The 15,068-nt window shown below is 67.0% G+C and carries 20 protein-coding genes; 14 read left to right on the forward strand and 6 right to left on the reverse strand.

Annotation, left to right across the window (positions count from 1 at the left end; all coding sequences use genetic code 11):
* The 3 genes from GBZ26_RS17385 to GBZ26_RS17395 form a co-directional block, all read left to right on the forward strand.
* The coding region (locus GBZ26_RS17385; RefSeq protein WP_425599351.1) for a ligase-associated DNA damage response exonuclease at positions 1-1,009 on the forward strand (1,009 nt) is incomplete at its 5' end.
* Positions 1,006-2,583: a cisplatin damage response ATP-dependent DNA ligase gene (locus GBZ26_RS17390; protein ID WP_174439909.1), complete on the forward strand. Its 1,578-nt coding sequence runs from the start codon at positions 1,006-1,008 to the stop codon at positions 2,581-2,583. The genes GBZ26_RS17385 and GBZ26_RS17390, both read left to right, overlap by 4 nt.
* A 134-nt stretch (positions 2,584-2,717) precedes the next feature.
* Positions 2,718-3,491 (forward strand): hypothetical protein, encoded by a 774-nt coding sequence (locus GBZ26_RS17395; protein WP_174439910.1) that lies wholly within the window; start codon positions 2,718-2,720, stop codon positions 3,489-3,491.
* A gap of 15 nt (positions 3,492-3,506) precedes the next feature.
* Here the strand turns inward: GBZ26_RS17395 and GBZ26_RS17400 are convergent, their stop codons facing one another.
* The 5 genes from GBZ26_RS17400 to GBZ26_RS17420 all read right to left on the reverse strand — a co-directional run bounded on the left by GBZ26_RS17400 (position 3,507) and on the right by GBZ26_RS17420 (position 5,973).
* Complete coding sequence (locus GBZ26_RS17400; RefSeq protein ID WP_174439911.1) at positions 3,507-3,956, reverse strand: GNAT family N-acetyltransferase; 450 nt, start codon at positions 3,954-3,956, stop codon at positions 3,507-3,509.
* 8 nt (positions 3,957-3,964) lie between these two features.
* On the reverse strand, positions 3,965-4,429 hold the full coding sequence (locus GBZ26_RS17405; RefSeq protein WP_174439912.1) for a DUF488 domain-containing protein: 465 nt from the start codon (positions 4,427-4,429) through the stop codon (positions 3,965-3,967).
* Positions 4,426-4,845: a hypothetical protein gene (locus tag GBZ26_RS17410; protein ID WP_174439913.1), complete on the reverse strand. Its 420-nt coding sequence runs from the start codon at positions 4,843-4,845 to the stop codon at positions 4,426-4,428. The genes GBZ26_RS17405 and GBZ26_RS17410 overlap by 4 nt, the downstream gene beginning before the upstream one ends.
* A 79-nt stretch (positions 4,846-4,924) precedes the next feature.
* Positions 4,925-5,347, reverse strand: a complete 423-nt coding sequence (locus tag GBZ26_RS17415; RefSeq protein ID WP_174439914.1) for a hypothetical protein — start codon at positions 5,345-5,347, stop codon at positions 4,925-4,927.
* 113 nt (positions 5,348-5,460) lie between these two features.
* The gene (locus GBZ26_RS17420; protein WP_174439915.1) at positions 5,461-5,973 is read right to left on the reverse strand and encodes a YciE/YciF ferroxidase family protein; all 513 of its coding nucleotides are present in this window, start codon (positions 5,971-5,973) and stop codon (positions 5,461-5,463) included.
* A 128-nt stretch (positions 5,974-6,101) separates the two neighbouring features.
* Here GBZ26_RS17420 and GBZ26_RS17425 point away from each other — a divergent pair, with 128 nt between their 5' ends.
* Together GBZ26_RS17425 and GBZ26_RS17430 are read left to right on the forward strand one after the other, a co-directional pair.
* Entirely contained in the window at positions 6,102-6,344 is a 243-nt protein-coding gene (locus tag GBZ26_RS17425; RefSeq protein ID WP_174439916.1) for a DUF6898 family protein, read from the forward strand.
* Between the two features lie 326 nt (positions 6,345-6,670).
* Positions 6,671-6,982 carry a hypothetical protein gene (locus GBZ26_RS17430; protein WP_174439917.1) on the forward strand — a complete coding sequence of 104 codons (312 nt, stop codon included), beginning with the start codon at positions 6,671-6,673 and terminating at the stop codon, positions 6,980-6,982.
* 141 nt (positions 6,983-7,123) lie between these two features.
* Here the strand turns inward: GBZ26_RS17430 and GBZ26_RS17435 are convergent, their stop codons facing one another.
* Positions 7,124-7,567: a Ros/MucR family transcriptional regulator gene (locus GBZ26_RS17435; protein WP_174439918.1), complete on the reverse strand. Its 444-nt coding sequence runs from the start codon at positions 7,565-7,567 to the stop codon at positions 7,124-7,126.
* A gap of 536 nt (positions 7,568-8,103) precedes the next feature.
* On the opposite strand from GBZ26_RS17435, the gene rpiB reads away from it, so the two are divergent.
* The 9 genes from rpiB (at position 8,104) to GBZ26_RS17480 (ending at position 14,947) form a co-directional block, all read left to right on the forward strand.
* The gene (rpiB, locus tag GBZ26_RS17440; protein ID WP_014240729.1) at positions 8,104-8,535 is read left to right on the forward strand and encodes a ribose 5-phosphate isomerase B; all 432 of its coding nucleotides are present in this window, start codon (positions 8,104-8,106) and stop codon (positions 8,533-8,535) included.
* Positions 8,536-8,589: 54 nt separating this feature from the next.
* A complete protein-coding gene (glyA, locus tag GBZ26_RS17445) occupies positions 8,590-9,900 on the forward strand; it encodes a serine hydroxymethyltransferase (RefSeq protein ID WP_174439919.1) in 1,311 nt (436 codons plus the stop codon).
* 32 nt (positions 9,901-9,932) lie between these two features.
* On the forward strand, positions 9,933-10,397 hold the full coding sequence (gene nrdR, locus GBZ26_RS17450; protein WP_014240731.1) for a transcriptional regulator NrdR: 465 nt from the start codon (positions 9,933-9,935) through the stop codon (positions 10,395-10,397).
* A gap of 17 nt (positions 10,398-10,414) precedes the next feature.
* Positions 10,415-11,533 carry a bifunctional diaminohydroxyphosphoribosylaminopyrimidine deaminase/5-amino-6-(5-phosphoribosylamino)uracil reductase RibD gene (ribD, locus tag GBZ26_RS17455; protein WP_174439920.1) on the forward strand — a complete coding sequence of 373 codons (1,119 nt, stop codon included), beginning with the start codon at positions 10,415-10,417 and terminating at the stop codon, positions 11,531-11,533.
* A 113-nt stretch (positions 11,534-11,646) separates the two neighbouring features.
* Positions 11,647-12,234, forward strand: coding sequence for a riboflavin synthase (locus GBZ26_RS17460; protein ID WP_174439921.1), 588 nt, complete (start codon positions 11,647-11,649; stop codon positions 12,232-12,234).
* Entirely contained in the window at positions 12,231-13,355 is a 1,125-nt protein-coding gene (gene ribB / locus GBZ26_RS17465) for a 3,4-dihydroxy-2-butanone-4-phosphate synthase (protein WP_174439922.1), read from the forward strand. The genes GBZ26_RS17460 and ribB overlap by 4 nt, the downstream gene beginning before the upstream one ends.
* A gap of 22 nt (positions 13,356-13,377) precedes the next feature.
* Positions 13,378-13,842: a 6,7-dimethyl-8-ribityllumazine synthase gene (locus GBZ26_RS17470; RefSeq protein WP_174439923.1), complete on the forward strand. Its 465-nt coding sequence runs from the start codon at positions 13,378-13,380 to the stop codon at positions 13,840-13,842.
* Between the two features lie 33 nt (positions 13,843-13,875).
* The gene (gene nusB, locus GBZ26_RS17475; protein ID WP_174439924.1) at positions 13,876-14,448 is read left to right on the forward strand and encodes a transcription antitermination factor NusB; all 573 of its coding nucleotides are present in this window, start codon (positions 13,876-13,878) and stop codon (positions 14,446-14,448) included.
* Positions 14,426-14,947 (forward strand): thiamine-phosphate kinase, encoded by a 522-nt coding sequence (locus GBZ26_RS17480; RefSeq protein WP_345772048.1) that lies wholly within the window; start codon positions 14,426-14,428, stop codon positions 14,945-14,947. Before nusB ends, GBZ26_RS17480 begins: the two co-directional genes overlap by 23 nt.
* Positions 14,948-15,068: the final 121 nt, after the last annotated feature.

Raw genomic sequence — 15,068 nt, forward strand, 5'->3', positions numbered from 1 at the left:
CCGCCCCCCCGCCGAACGCTGGATGAAGGTCTGCCCCGAGGGACTCTATGTCGAGCCCGGCGGTTTCTACGTGGACCCGCAGCGCCCGGTGGAGCGCGCGGTCGTCACCCACGGCCATTCCGACCATGCCCGGCCCGGCCATGCCCATGTGCTCGCCACCGCCGGGACGCTCGCCATCATGCGGCAACGCCTGGGCGAGGGGTCGGGGGTCGCGACCCAGACCCTCGACTATGGCGAGGCGATCCGCATCGGCGACGTGACGGTGCGGCTGGTCCCGGCCGGCCATGTTCTGGGCAGCGCGCAGGTGGTGCTGGAGCATGCGGGCACGCGGGTGGTGGTGTCCGGCGACTACAAGCGGCGCTTCGACCGGACCTGCGCCCCGTTCGAGCCGGTGCCCTGCGATGTCTTCATCACCGAGGCGACCTTCGGCCTGCCGGTCTTCCGCCACCCCCCCGACCTGGGGGAGGTCGACAAGCTGCTGCACTCGCTGTCGATCTTTCCCGAGCGCAGCCACGTCGTCGGGGCCTACGCGCTGGGCAAATGCCAGCGGGTGATCTCGCTGGTGCGCGCCGCCGGCTATGACCGGCCGATCTATCTGCACGGCGCTCTGGAGCCGATCTGCAAGCTGTACGAGGGGTTCGGCGTGCCTTTGGGCGAGCTTCGTCCGGCCACCGTCGCGGCGAAGGAGGAACTGAAGGGCGCCCTGGTGCTGGCCCCGCCCGGCGCGGTGGCCGACCGCTGGGCGCGCCGGCTGACCGACCCGGTGGTGGCGATGGCCTCCGGCTGGATGCGGGTGCGGCAGCGGGCGCGCCAGCGCGGCGTCGAACTGCCGCTGGTCATCTCCGACCACGCCGATTGGGACGAGCTGGTCCAGACGCTCGACGAGGTCGCCGCTCCCGAAGTCTGGGTGACCCATGGCCGGGAGGAGGCGCTGGTCCACCACGCGACCCAGCGAGGCATCCGCGCCCGCGCCCTGGCCTTGGTCGGCTTCGAGGAGGAAGGGGCGTGAAGAACTTCTCCGCGCTGATCGACGGGCTGGTCTTCATGCCGGCGCGCAACGGCAAGATCCGCCTGCTGGCCGACTTCTTCGCCACCACGCCGGACCCCGATCGCGGCTGGACTCTGGCGGCCCTCACCGAATCGCTGGTCTTCCACGAGGCCAAACCGGCGGCCATCCGGCAGCTGGTCGCCACCCGCGTCGATCCCGAGCTGTTTGCCCTGTCCTACGACTATGTGGGCGACCTCGCCGAGACGGTGGCCCTGATCTGGCCGGAGCGTCCGGAGCGGGCGAACAGCCTGCCGCCTTCCATGACGGAGGTGGTGGAGACGCTGCGCGCGGCCAAGCGCGGGCAGGTGATGGGGCTGGTGGAAGGCTGGCTCGACACGCTGGATTCCTCGGGCCGCTTCGCACTGCTCAAGCTGATCACCGGCAGCCTGCGGGTGGGCGTGTCGGCGCGGCTGGCCAAGACGGCGCTGGCGGAGTGGGGCAAGGTCGATCTCGGCGACCTCGAGGAGTGCTGGCACGGGCTGACCCCACCTTATGACGACCTCTTTGCCTGGCTGGAGGGGAGGTCCGACCGGCCGGCGGCGGGGAAGGGCGCCGGATTCCGCCCGCTGATGCTCTCCCACCCGCTGGAGGAGGAGGACATGGCCGGGCTCGATCCGGCCGACTACGCCGCGGAATGGAAATGGGACGGCATCCGCGTGCAGCTGGCGGCCCGCGGCGGCGAGCGGCGCGTCTACAGCCGCACCGGCGACGACGTGTCCGGCGCCTTCCCGGACATCGCCGACCACATGACCTTCGACGCCGTGCTGGACGGCGAGCTGCTGGTCGCCCGCGACGAGGGCGCGATCGCGCCCTTCAACGACCTGCAGCAGCGGCTGAACCGCAAGACGGTGACCGCTGCGATGCTCAAGGAGTTTCCCGCCTGGGTGCGGCTCTACGACATTCTGTTCGACGGCGAGGAGGATCTGCGCGGCCTGCCCTTCACCGAGCGGCGCGCCCGGCTGGAGCGCTGGCACGACGCGGTGCGGCCGCGGCGGATGGACCTGTCTCCGCTGGTGCCCTTCGAGGGCTGGGAGGCGCTGAAGGGGCTGCGCGAGGGCAGCCGGGAAAACAGCATCGAAGGGCTGATGCTGAAGCGCAAGGACAGCGTCTACGTGGCCGGGCGCCCCAAGGGACCCTGGTTCAAGTGGAAGCGCGGGGCGCTGACCCTCGACACCGTGCTGATGTACGCCCAGCGCGGGCACGGCAAGCGGTCCAGCTATTACTCGGACTTCACCTTCGGCGTCTGGCGCGGCGAAGAGCTGGTGCCAGTGGGCAAGGCCTATTTCGGCTTCACCGACGCGGAACTGGTGGAACTCGACCGCTGGGTGCGCAACCGCACCACCCGCCGCTACGGCCCGGTGCGCGAGGTCGAGCCGGGGCTGGTCCTGGAGGTCGCCTTCGACAGCGTGCACCCGTCGAACCGCCACAAGAGCGGTCTGGCGATGCGCTTTCCGCGCGTCCACCGCATCCGCTGGGACAAGCCGGCGGCCGAGGCCGACCGGCTGGAAACGCTTCAGGCGATGGTCGTCGGCTAGAGCGATGGGCGTTATGGGGCCGCTTCTTCCATTTTGAACCGGGTCGGCGTTGACGCCGGCGGGACGGCGTCTAGTCTTCTGCAACCGTTCGCTGCGGTCGAGCGGGTGGAAGACATCAAGCCGGAGACCTGACCATGCCGTTCGCCGCCGCACCCGAGTTCAAGAAGCACAAGGCGAAATGCGAGGCCGAGGCGAAGAAGATCCCCAATTCGGGCGATGCCCTGGCGGTGGTGAAGAAGTCCGGTGATGTGGAGAAGGCCGCCGCGGCCTGGGACAAGGCCTACAAGGCGGGGGACGCCAAGGCGCTGCGCGCGGCGCTGGCCGATCTGCTCCAGGCGACCAAGATCTTCCGGGCGAAGCTCAGCGCGGTGATCGTGAAGGCGCAGAAGGCGAAGAACGAGGGCGCCGTCGAGGTGGCGGCCGACATGCTGGGCGGCGCCATGAACGTCGAGCAGATGGCCCAGCTGGAAAGCCTGTCCGCCCTGAAGAAGCTGGAGAAGGCGGGCAGCGGCAAGGAGATGCCCGCCACCACCTTCTTCGCCGACTGGACCGCCGCCAAGAAGATGTTCGAGGCGCTGACCGGCAAGAAGAAGCCGGCCGAGGGCTTCCTGCTGGCTTTCCGAGCGTCGAGCGGGCTGGAGAAGGCGACGAAGGCGCTGGACGCCGCCACGCGGGCCAACGACGTCGACGCCCTGCAAAAGGCGATCAAGGGGTTCGAAAAGACCGGCAGCGAGTATTTCGCGACCGTGAAGAAGAAGGCCAAGGTGTCCGTCGCCGCCGACGACACCGACATCCCGGACGAATCGGAGGAGGCCTTCAACTACGATCAGGCGCTGGCGATCCTGCTGAAGAACCTGAACGTCATCCGCAAGGAAGCCGGCGACATCCTGGCCGAAGCCAGGAAATAGACAGGATTCTCCGCCTTATCGGCTCAGCCGCATGTCGATGTGGTCGATGCCGACATCATCATAAATGTCGCTGACGCGCCGGAAGCCGAAGCCGCCGTAAAAGCGCTCCAGGTAAAGCTGCGCGCTGATCTGCACGTCGTGCTCCGGCCATTCCCGGGCCAGCCGTTCCAGGCATTCGGCGACCAGCCGGCGGCCCAGCGCCTTGCCACGCCACGCCGGAGCGACCGCCAGACGCCCGAAGGAGGTGGCACCGGTCTCCGCATCGGGGCCGAAAATGCGGGCGTAGCCGACCGGCGTCGCCGCGTCGCCGTCGTACAGCGCCAGATGCTGCGCCACCGGATCACGCCCATCCAGATCGGGAAACGGCGAGGACTGCTCCACCACCAGCACGCTCTGGCGGAGGTGGAGCATGTCGTGGAAGGTGGCAGCGGACAGATCGGCGAAGTGGTACCAGCGGGAATGCATGTCAGCCCCTAGAAGGAGATGTCGGTGGGAGAGAGATGCTCCACCGTGAAGCCGAAACGACTGTGAAGACTTTCGCCGACGCGGAGCCTGTGGCAGAGGTGGGGCGACGCCTCGAAGCAGAGCAGGCAGGCCGGGCGTTCCCGCGCCAGGGCGGCGGCTCGGTTCAGGTCGTGCTCGGCTTCGGGAGTCTGCATTTTCGCTTCGACGATCGACCAGAAGCGGTCGAGGTCGCCCTGGTGGGCGGCGACGCGGCCCTCCTTGGGCGTGCCCAGCCCCTTCAGGTGGACGTAGCCGATCCCGGCCTCCTCCAGTCCGGCGGACAGCGGCCTCTTGGAGAAGCCGGCGCGGCGGGACAGGGGCAACTCGCGCACGTCCAGCAGGACGCCGACGCCCCGCGCCTTCAATGCACGCAGGACGGAGTCGAAGGAGGCTCCTTCATAACCAATGGTGTAGAGCGGCGTCGGGTTGGTCATGACGGGGAGGGGAGGGCGTTGCGGATCATGTATTCCGCGATGTCCTTCGGCTTCACCTTGACGTCGGTGAGCGGTTCGTCCGCGGACATCGCCTTGGCGACGAGGAGGCTGTTCTGGACGTTGGTCAGGGTGATGCGGAAGACGCCCGAGGCGCCCTTCAGCTTCGGATAATAGGTCGGATCGATGACCTTTTCCTTGCGCATCAGCCGCTCGATCACCGTGTCCTCCTGAAGCTCCGCCACCTCCTGGCTGTGAACCGGGCGCCAGTCGCTCTCGCCCGCCCAGCCGGCGTCGATGGCGGCCTTGGCCGCGTCCTTGTCGGCCGCCACGCCCAGCTTGAAGATGTGTTTCCCCTGTCCGACGTCGGACGCCCATTTCGTCAGCGCGGCGCTGCGCGCCACATAAACCACGGCCATTCTCGCGTTTCCCTACCGGTCAGGCGGCCATGCTGCCGTGAAGCGGCCGAGGAGGCAACCACCGGAACGGGGGAGGGGATCAGGGAAAGGAGGATTGCCGGGACAGCGGGGTGATGAGGATGCGGCTGACCACGTCCTTGCCGAACAGCTTGACGCTTTCCTCGTCGATCTTGCGGCGCAGGGCGGGCATGTTGGCGATGTTGCCGCGGACGATCCAACCCTCTTCGATGCCCAGATAGACCGCGCGCAGCGCGGCGTCGTGCAGCCGCGGGATGGCGACCTGGACCTCGCCCAGCCGGGTGGCGTTCGCCACCTCAAGCATCACCTCGATCTGGGTGTAACGCTCCACCTGACCGCGGGTGACGATGGGAACCATCACCGGCTTGATGCGGACGGAGGGTGGCAGGGCCGCCGGTCCCTCCGCTGCCCGGACCATCGTGGTCGGTCCGGCGATGGTTGCGGCGATCAGGAGGGCACCGAGGGAGGACGCGACCCTGCGCATAAGCGGGCACCGGAAAAATCGATTGGGTGGCTCCGATAGTAGAGGTTCACCCGCCCGTCTTCAATGGCGCCCGCTGTAACAAGAGATTCGGCTTATGATGTGGCGTGCCGCTGTCAGGCCGCCTTCTGCCCGCTGGCCTGCATCGCTTTCTTGTTCACATCGTTGATGGCCAGGACATTCAGCTTCTTGTCGGTTTCCTTCTCTTCGTTCAGGGTCTGCTCCAACAGTTCCGCCACCTTGGTGAGGCCGCAGGCGGTGGCGTAGGCGTGGACGGTGCCGTAGCTGGCGATTTCGTAATGCTCCACCTTCTGGGCGGCGGCGATCAGGGCCGCGTCCTGCACCTCCGGAGCGAGACCCATTTCCATGATCTCGCGGGCCTCGCTGATCAGCCCTTCCATCGCGTCGCAATGCTTGCCGCGGGTGCGGGTGTCCAACTCCTCGAAGATCTGCTCCAGCCGTTCGATCTGGCCGCGGGTTTCTTCCAGGTGGGATTCGAAGGCCGTGCGGAGCTTTTCAGAATGCGCCGCCTTGGCCAGCTTCGGCAGCGCCTTGGTGAGCTGCTTCTCGGCGTGGTAGATGTCGCGGAGTTCTTCGATCAGAAGATCCTGCATGGTCTTGGCAGCCATGGTGCCGGTACTCCCTTGCTGTGTGCGTCGTCCGCCAACAACAGGACGTGGCAGACGGGGTTCCGGAGCGGTTGCGCTGTGCTAAGGTGGTAACGGGACCGGCGAAGGCCGGCGATGGAGAAAGTGCGATGGTGGGCAATCGGGCGCCTGGAAAAGGCCAGACCGCAGGAAACGGCACAGGAAGCGGTGTTGGCGAGGTGCTGTTCGAGTTCCAGAGGGTCGGGAGCTATCTGAAGGTGATGGCCATCGATCCCGTCACCGCGACGGAGGTGTCGGTCGTCGGGCCGGCCACCGGCAGCTTGGAGTTGCTGAAACGGACCGCGATCAGCAAGCTCCAGTTCGTCCTGAAGCGCGACGCCGCCAAACGCTGACCGAATTCCATGAATACGGACGCCAAGAAGCGCGCCCTCCCGGCGGGGCGGGGGGCGCGGCTAGTCTTGGCTTCTGCTGATGGTGAGCACTGACATCCCGGTGCCGGACCTGCGGAACCGGTCCGGGGGTGAACTGCTCACGTCCGACTCTAGACCTATGCCGCGCCGTGGGCACTGGTGCATCGGATGTAACGCCTGTAGAAACCGTTCCACGAACGAACGGACCGCCATGCTTTCCGGACAGTGTTTTCCAGGTGTGGCGGTCCTGACCGAATGCGGAGGGCGACGAGCGCATGCGTTGCGTGACGGTCTTGCGGAGAATGCCCGTGCTGTTGAGAGAGACCCTGAAGCCGGCGGCCGCGCTGCTGGTGCTGACCGTGGCGCTGCAAAGCCCGGCGGCATGGTCGGAAACCACCATCATCTGCACCAAGCCCGGCGTTCCGCTCTGCATGAGCGACACCACCACCTTCGTCAGCGCGGACAAGATGGCCACCTGCCAGTTCGAGGTGAAGGAGTACGTGGACAAAACCATGGACTATCTGCGCTGCCTGAACGAGGAGAACACAAGCACAGGGCAGGAACTGACCCGCAATGTGGAGCGATTCAACTGTCGCCTCTCCGGTCGCAACTGTGGGTGAGGAACAGCGCGGGCGGGTTCGGCAAGGCCCGCCCGCGCGACGGTCGGATTGATCCAGGGCCAAAGACATGAGGGTCTAACGACACTGGGCCGGCTTCCCATCGGGGAAGCCGGCCCAGTTCGTTCAGGACGGTGCTGGCGCTCAGCCGGCCTTGCGGCGGGTCTGGCGGCCGGAGCTGCGACCGAGGCCGATCCGCTTCGCGAACTCGGAGCGCTGCGCCGCGTAGTTCGGAGCGACCATGGGGTAATCGGGCGGCAGGCTCCAGCGCGCCCGGTATTCGTCCGGCGACATGTTGTATGTGGAGCGCAAATGACGCTTCAGCATCTTCAGCTTTTTGCCGTCCTCCAGACACACGATGTATTCGGGCGTCACCGACTTGCGGATCGGCACGGCGGGCTTCAAAGGCTCCGACGGAATCTCTCGGGGCTGCGCGTTCAGCCCGGTCAGCGACGAGTAGACCGTGTTGATCACCTCGGGAATCTGCTGCGCCGGCAGAACGTTCTTGCTGACATATGCGGAGACGATGTCCGCGGTCATCCGCAGAAGCTCGTTATCGGGCACATCGGCGCGAAGCTGGTCACTCATTGCCATTAGTCCTGATTTTTCATTTTGTCCCTAGCAACCAAGTTGCACAGCGTGATTTGGGTGTCAATATAATTTCGAGAGGAGCGAATTAAGTTATTTGCGATCTGCATGAAGTTACAAGGCTCGGCAAATCAGATGTCGCAGGAAATGGCCGGGCTGTGGCTGCACTGCCCCACGTTTAGGCATCGTCTAGTGCGGGGAAGCTAGGCAAGACCATGGGAATCGGGCACCGCAACTGACCGATTCGTGGTGCGAGACCGAATCGGTCGAGCTGCTTACTGGCCGTTAACGTCAACGGGGACGGGAAATAGAGAAACATTTGTTCTCGGCATGCATCGCGGACCACGCCGACCGCATGGCGCCCATGCCCTCCATCCTCTGTTTTGCGGTTCTGTGCCCGGCGCAAAGCCCCTGTGCGTTGTGTCCTTCTGGCGGTTCGGGGCGATATCTGGTAGCTTGCGCGCCGTGCCGCCGTCCCCGCCGGGTATCTCCTCGGGGCTGGCGCCGTTCGTATTCGTGCACGGAGTTTTTCTTTCATGACCACCATCGCGATCGCGTCCGATCACGCGGGGTACGAGATGAAGGCCCAGATCGCCTCCTGGCTGGCCGGCGCCGGCTACGAGGTGCTGGATCTCGGCTGCAACGGTCCGGAATCGGTGGACTATCCGGATTTCGCCACGGCGCTGGCCGGGGCCATCAACGACAAGCGCGCGGCGCGCGGCGTCTTGATCTGCGGCAGCGGCATCGGTATCAGCATCGCGGCGAACCGCCATCCGGGCATCCGTGCGGCCCTGGTGCATGACGTGACCACCGCCCGCCTCGCGCGCCAGCACAACGACGCGAACGTGGTGGCTCTGGGCGCGCGCATCATCGGCGCGGAGATCGCGAAGGATTGCGTGGACGCCTTCCTGACGACCGATTTCGAAGGCGGTGAGCGGCACAGCCGGCGAATCGCCAAGATGGGATGAGACGGCCCTTCATCCGGCCCGTGACTGCTTTCTGAACCAAGGACCTGCCCTGCCATGACCGTGACCAACGCCGACCCCCGCGCCGAGATCGGCCGCTTCTTCGCCGCCTCGCTCGCCGAGACCGATCCCGAACTGGCCCGCGCGGTGCGCGACGAGCTGGTCCGCCAGCAGGAGCAGATCGAGCTGATCGCGTCCGAGAACATCGTCTCCCAGGCGGTGCTGGAGGCCCAGGGCTCGGTCATGACCAACAAGTACGCCGAGGGCTATCCGGGCCGGCGCTATTACGGCGGCTGCGAGTATGTGGACGTGGCCGAGACGCTGGCGATCGAGCGCGCCTGCAAGCTGTTCGGCTGCAATTTCGCCAACGTCCAGCCGAACTCCGGGTCGCAGGCCAACCAGGCGGTCAACCTCGCCCTGCTCCAGCCGGGCGACACCATCCTCGGCATGTCGCTGGCGGCCGGCGGCCACCTGACCCACGGCGCGGCCCCGAACCTCTCGGGCAAGTGGTTCAAGGCCGTGCAGTACGGCGTGCGCCGTGACGACCACCTGATCGACTTCGACGAGGTCGAGCGTCTGGCCCGCGAGCACAAGCCGAAGCTCATCATTGCCGGCGGCTCCGCCTACCCGCGCGTCCTCGACTACCAGCGCTTCCGCGCCATCGCGGACGAGGTCGGCGCCTACTTCATGGTGGACATCGCCCACTATGCCGGCCTGATCGCCGGCGGCGTCTATCCGAACCCGTTCCCCTACGCCGACGTGGTCACCACCACCACCCACAAGACGCTGCGCGGCCCGCGCGGCGGCATGGTGCTGACCAACAGCGAGGAGATCGCCAAGAAGATCAACTCGGCGGTCTTCCCCGGCCTGCAGGGCGGCCCGCTGATGCACGTCATCGCCGCCAAGGCGGTGGCCTTCGCCGAGGCGCTGCGTCCGGAGTTCAAGACCTACGCCAAGAGCGTGCTGGACAACGCCCGCGCCCTGTCGAAGGTGTTGATTGAGGGCGGGCTGGACATCGTGTCCGGCGGCACCGACAGCCACATCGTGCTGGTGGACCTGCGTCCGAAGAACCTGACCGGCAAGGCCGCCGAGGCGAGCCTGGAGCACGCCGGCATGACCTGCAACAAGAACGGCGTGCCGTTCGACCCGCAGAAGCCGATGATCACTTCCGGCGTCCGCCTGGGCAGCCCGGCGGCCACCACCCGCGGTTTCGGCGTGGCCGAGTTCGAGCAGGTCGGCCGCCTGATCGTCGAGACGCTGGACGGCTTGGCCGCCAGCAACTCCGGCGACAACGCGGCGGTCGAGGCGAAGGTGCGGGAGGAGGTGCGCGATCTGTGCCGCCGCTTCCCCATCTACCCGACCCTGTAATCATCAAAACCGACTAGGGGGATAGGCCGGACATGCGCTGCCCGTTCTGCGGACACGAGGACACCCAGGTCAAGGACTCGCGACCGACCGAGGACAACTCGGCGATCCGCAGGCGGCGGTTCTGCCCCAGTTGCAGCGCGCGCTTCACCACCTTCGAGCGCGTCCAGCTCCGTGAGCTGACGGTGGTGAAGAGCACCGGCCAGCGGGAGCCTTTCGACCGCGAAAAGCTCCTGCGCTCCATGCGCATCGCTCTGCGCAAGCGCCCGATCGACGCCGACCGCATCGATCGGGTGGTCAACAGCCTGGTGCGCCAGCTCGAATCCTCCGGCGAGAGCGAGATCCCGTCGAAGCAGATCGGCGAGATGATCATGGTGGCGCTGCAGACGCTCGATCAGGTCGCCTACATCCGCTACGCCTCGGTCTACAAGGACTTCCGCGAGGCGTCGGACTTCAACGAGTTCGTCGAGCAGCTCGCTCCCGAAGCCCAGAACGGTTGAAGGGGCGGGCGGCGCCCATGGCGAAGCTGGCCATCCATCCCGATGACGTCCGCCATATGCGGGCCGCCCTGTCCCTGGCGGCGCGCGGGCTCGGCAACACATGGCCGAACCCGGCGGTGGGCTGCGTCATCGTGCGCGACGGGGTGGTGGTCGGGCGTGGCTGGACCCAGCCGGGTGGACGCCCCCACGCCGAGACGGAGGCCCTGGTCCGGGCCAACGGCGCGGCACGCGGTGCGACCGCCTATGTGACGCTGGAGCCCTGCAATCATTACGGGAAAACGCCGCCTTGCGCCTTGGCTCTGGTCGAGGCTGGGGTGGCGCGGGTGGTGGTGGCCTGCGGCGATCCCGACCCGCGGGTCGCCGGCGGCGGACTGGAGCGGCTGCGCGCCGCCGGGGTCGTGGTGGACACCGGCGTCTGCGAGGACGAGGCCTGGACGCTCAACGAAGGCTTCTTCCGACGCATCCAGGACGAGCGTCCACTCTATACACTGAAGGCCGCGACGACTCTGGACGGGCGCATCGCCACCCACAGCGGCCAGTCGCAATGGATCACCGGTCCGACGGCGCGGGCCTGGGGGCACCGGCTGCGCGCCACCCACGACGCGATCATGGTCGGCATCCGCACCGCCTTGGCCGACGACCCGGAACTCACCTGCCGTTTGCCGGGGCTGGCCCACCGTTCGCCAGTGCGCATCGTGGTGGACAGCCGGTTGCGCCTGCCGCTGACCGGGAAACTGGCCGTGGGCGCGCGCTCCGTGCCGACCTGGGTGGTCACCCGCGAGGATGCGGACCCGAGCCGCCTGGCCGTCTTCCAGGATTGTGGACTCGAGGTGATCCGTGTGCCCGCCGACTCCGCGGGCCTGCCGGATCTGGTCGCGGCGAGCTCCGTCCTGGCCCGCCGCGGCCTGACCCGTGTGCTGGTGGAGGGTGGGGCTACGCTGGCGGCCTCGCTGCTGCGGGCCAATCTGGTGGATCGGCTGGAATGGTTCCGCGCCGCCTCCGTCATGGGGGGCGACGGGCTGCCGGCGGTCCATGGCTTCGGGGTGGACGGATTGGAGCGCATGGCACGATTCCGCCGGACCGACCTGAGGCAGGCCGGGGACGACCTCGTGGAAAGCTACGTCCGGCGCGGTTGAGCGGCGCTGGTTTTCATGGTGTCCGGCACCGTGCCGCGCGCAACAGTCCGTTGCGTGCCACGCCGTGCGGATGAATCTTTCACACGATTGAAAACCTGCTAAATTGCCGGCCCATGTTCACCGGAATCATCACCGATGTTGGGCGCGTTCGGGCCGTGGAACGGCAGGGCGACACCCGGTTCACCGTCGAAACCGTCTTCGCTATGGAGACGGTTCCCATCGGCGCGTCCATCGCCAACAACGGCGTCTGCCTGACCGTGGTCGAGAAGGGGCCGGGTTGGTTCGCCGTGCAGGCTTCCGCCGAGACCCTGTCGAAGACGACGCTGGGCGGCTGGGCCGAAGGCACGCGCGTCAATCTGGAGCGCGCGCTCAAGGTCGGCGACGAGTTGGGCGGGCACATCGTGTCCGGCCACGTCGACGGCGTCGCCACCGTCGTGGACATCCGCGCCGACGGCGAGTCGAAGCGCTTCACCTTCGAGGCGCCGGCCACCCTGGCGAAATACATCGCCTCCAAGGGGTCGGTGGCGCTGGACGGGGTGTCGCTGACGGTGAACGAGGTCGATGGTGCGCGCTTCGGCGTGAACATCATCCCGCACACCCAGGATGCGACCACCTTCGGCACGCTGAAGGCCGGGGACCGGGTGAACCTGGAAATCGATATGCTCGCGCGGTATGTGGCGCGGCTGGCAGGGCAGGAATGACGTCCGAGTTTCACGAGTATCTGTCGCGCCCCGAGGAGATCCTCGAGGAGGCGCGCCAGGGCAAGATGTTCATCCTCGTCGATGACGAGGACCGCGAGAACGAAGGCGATCTGGTCATCCCGGCCCAGTGCGCGACTCCCGAGGCCGTGAATTTCATGGCCAAGTATGGGCGGGGTCTGATCTGCCTCGCCATGGACCAGAACCACATCGAGCGGCTGCGCCTGCCGCTGATGGCGCAGCAGAACGGCACCCGCCACCAGACCGCCTTCACCGTCTCCATCGAGGCGCGCGAGGGCGTGACCACCGGCATCTCCGCCGCCGACCGGGCCCGCACCATCCAGGTCGCCATCGACCCGACGGCCGGGCCGGACGCCATCGTGACGCCGGGGCATGTCTTTCCGCTGCTCGCCCGTGACGGCGGCGTGCTGGTCCGCGCCGGCCATACGGAAGCCTCGGTGGACATCGCTCGCATGGCCGGCATGACCGCGGCGGGCGTGATCTGCGAGATCATGAACGACGACGGCACCATGGCCCGCCTGCCGGATCTGGTGAAGTTCGCGCAGTTCCACGGGCTGAAGGTGGGCACCATCGCCGACCTGATCGCCTACCGCCGCCGCACCGAGACGATCGTCGAGCAGAAGCTGGCGGCGACGCTGGACAGCCGCTTCGGCGGGCGTTTCCAGATGTACGTCTACGTCAACAAGGTGGCCTACGCGGAGCACATCGCGCTGGTGCGCGGCGACATCTCCGGCGACGAGCCGGTGCTGGTGCGCATGCACGCCCTGTCGGTGCTGGACGACGTGCTGGGCGACCGGAGCGCCGCGCGCGACGGCGAGCTTCAGGCCTCCATGGAGATGATCGCGCGGGAAGGCCGCGGCGTCATCGTCCTGTTGCGCGAGCCGATGGCGAACAGCCTGACCGAGTCGGTGATGGCGCGGCTGGAAGGCCACGAGAATCCGACTCCCGCCCTGCGGGATTATGGAGTCGGCGCGCAGATCCTGCTGGACCTGGGCGTGCGCGACATGGTTCTGCTGTCGAACCGCAAGAAGTCCATCATCGGGCTGGAGGGGTACGGCCTGACCGTGCTCGGCCACCGCCCGATTCCCCTGCAAGACCAGTAACGGCCAGCCGAGCGACCCTGAGATGACCGAAAAGCCCCATCTGATGATCGTGGAAGCCCGCTTCTACGAGGACATCGCCGACGAGCTGGTGAAAGGCGCCATCGCCGAGATCGAGAAGGACGGCGCCACCTACCAGCGCGTCTCGGTCCCGGGGTGCCTGGAGATTCCGGCGGCGATCCTGTACGCCCTGCGTTCCATGGATTTCTTCACGGCCCGCAAGCGTTTCGACGGCTACGTCGGGCTGGGCTGCGTGATCCGCGGCGAGACCACCCATTACGACATCGTCTGCAACGAGAGCGCCCGCGGTCTCCAGGACCTCGCGCTGCGCTACGCGCTGGCCATCGGCAACGGCGTGCTGACGGTGGAGAATCGCGAACAAGCTTGGGCGCGGGCCTCCGTGACGGCCAAGAACAAGGGTGGTTTCGCGGCGCGCGCCTGCCTTGACATGATCGAACTCAAGCGCCAATTCCGCCTCTATCCGCGGTGATCCCGCGGTGCAATTCCTGACAGACTGAGCATCATGAGCAACGACGACGCGGCTGGCCGCGCGAAACAGAAGCGCGGCTCCCGGAACCGGACGGGTGGCGGATCGGCAAAGGCCCGGCGCAAGGCCGCGCGCCTTGCCGCCGTTCAGGCCCTGTACCAGATCGACCTGAACCAGATCGAACCGACCGGCATCGCCGTGGAATCCGTGATCGGCGAGTTCGTCAATCACCGGCTGGGCGAGGAGATCGACGGGGCGAAGTTCGTCTCCGCCGACCCGCAGCTGTTCGCCGACATCGTCCGAGGCGCCGCGCACCGCCGGGCCGAGGTTGACGGCATGCTGGCCTCGGCGCTGGAGCCGCGCTACGCGCTGGACCGCCTGGAACTGCTGATGCGCGCCATCCTGCGGGCCGGCGCCTATGAGCTGTTCGTCCACAACGACACGCACCCGCGCATCCTCATCAGCGAGTATGTGGATGTCGCGCACGCCTTTTTTGCGGCGCGGGAGCCGGGCATGGTGAACGGCGTGCTCGACCATGTGGCCCGCGCGCTGCGGCCGGACGAACTGGCCCAGCCGGACCCCAGCCGTGACTCATCCAGCGACCGATAAGCTCCCAACCGGCAAGCCGCTCGGCGAGTTCGGGCGGATCGACCGCTATTTCCGACCGCTGGCGTCCGGTTTTCCGGGCGCCCGCGGGCTTGCCGACGACGCCGCCGTGTTCGGCGTTCCACCGGACCAGGAACTGGTCGTCACCACGGACGCCATGGTGGCTGGCGTCCACTTCTTTCCCGACGACGCTCCCGGCGACATCGCCGCGAAGCTGCTGCGCACCAACCTCTCGGACCTCGCCGCCATGGGGGCGGTCCCCTACGCCTACACATTGGTCACCGTCCTTCCGAAGGCGGTGGGCGAGGACTGGCTGGCCGGCTTCGCCGCTGGCCTGGGCGAGGATCAAGCCCGGTTCGGGATCGCTCTGGCGGGCGGCGACTCGGTTTCGACCTCCGGCCCCATAACGCTGTCGGTGACCGCCTTCGGTCTGGTGCCGAAGGGTGGGGCCTTTCTCTTATACACATATGACGCTGCCGACGAGCTACTTGGTCAAATATGACGCGGCAGCCGAATAGAGAGAAAAAAAAAAAGAGAGAGACGTCATTGATAACAACACAAAGCAGGACACGCAAGGTCACGTCAAACAATCGATTGTTAGCGACAAGCACCTCAAAACTCAA

The sequence above is a fragment of the Azospirillum formosense genome (genome assembly GCF_013340925.1).
GTDB classification, from domain to species: Bacteria; Pseudomonadota; Alphaproteobacteria; order Azospirillales; family Azospirillaceae; genus Azospirillum; species Azospirillum formosense.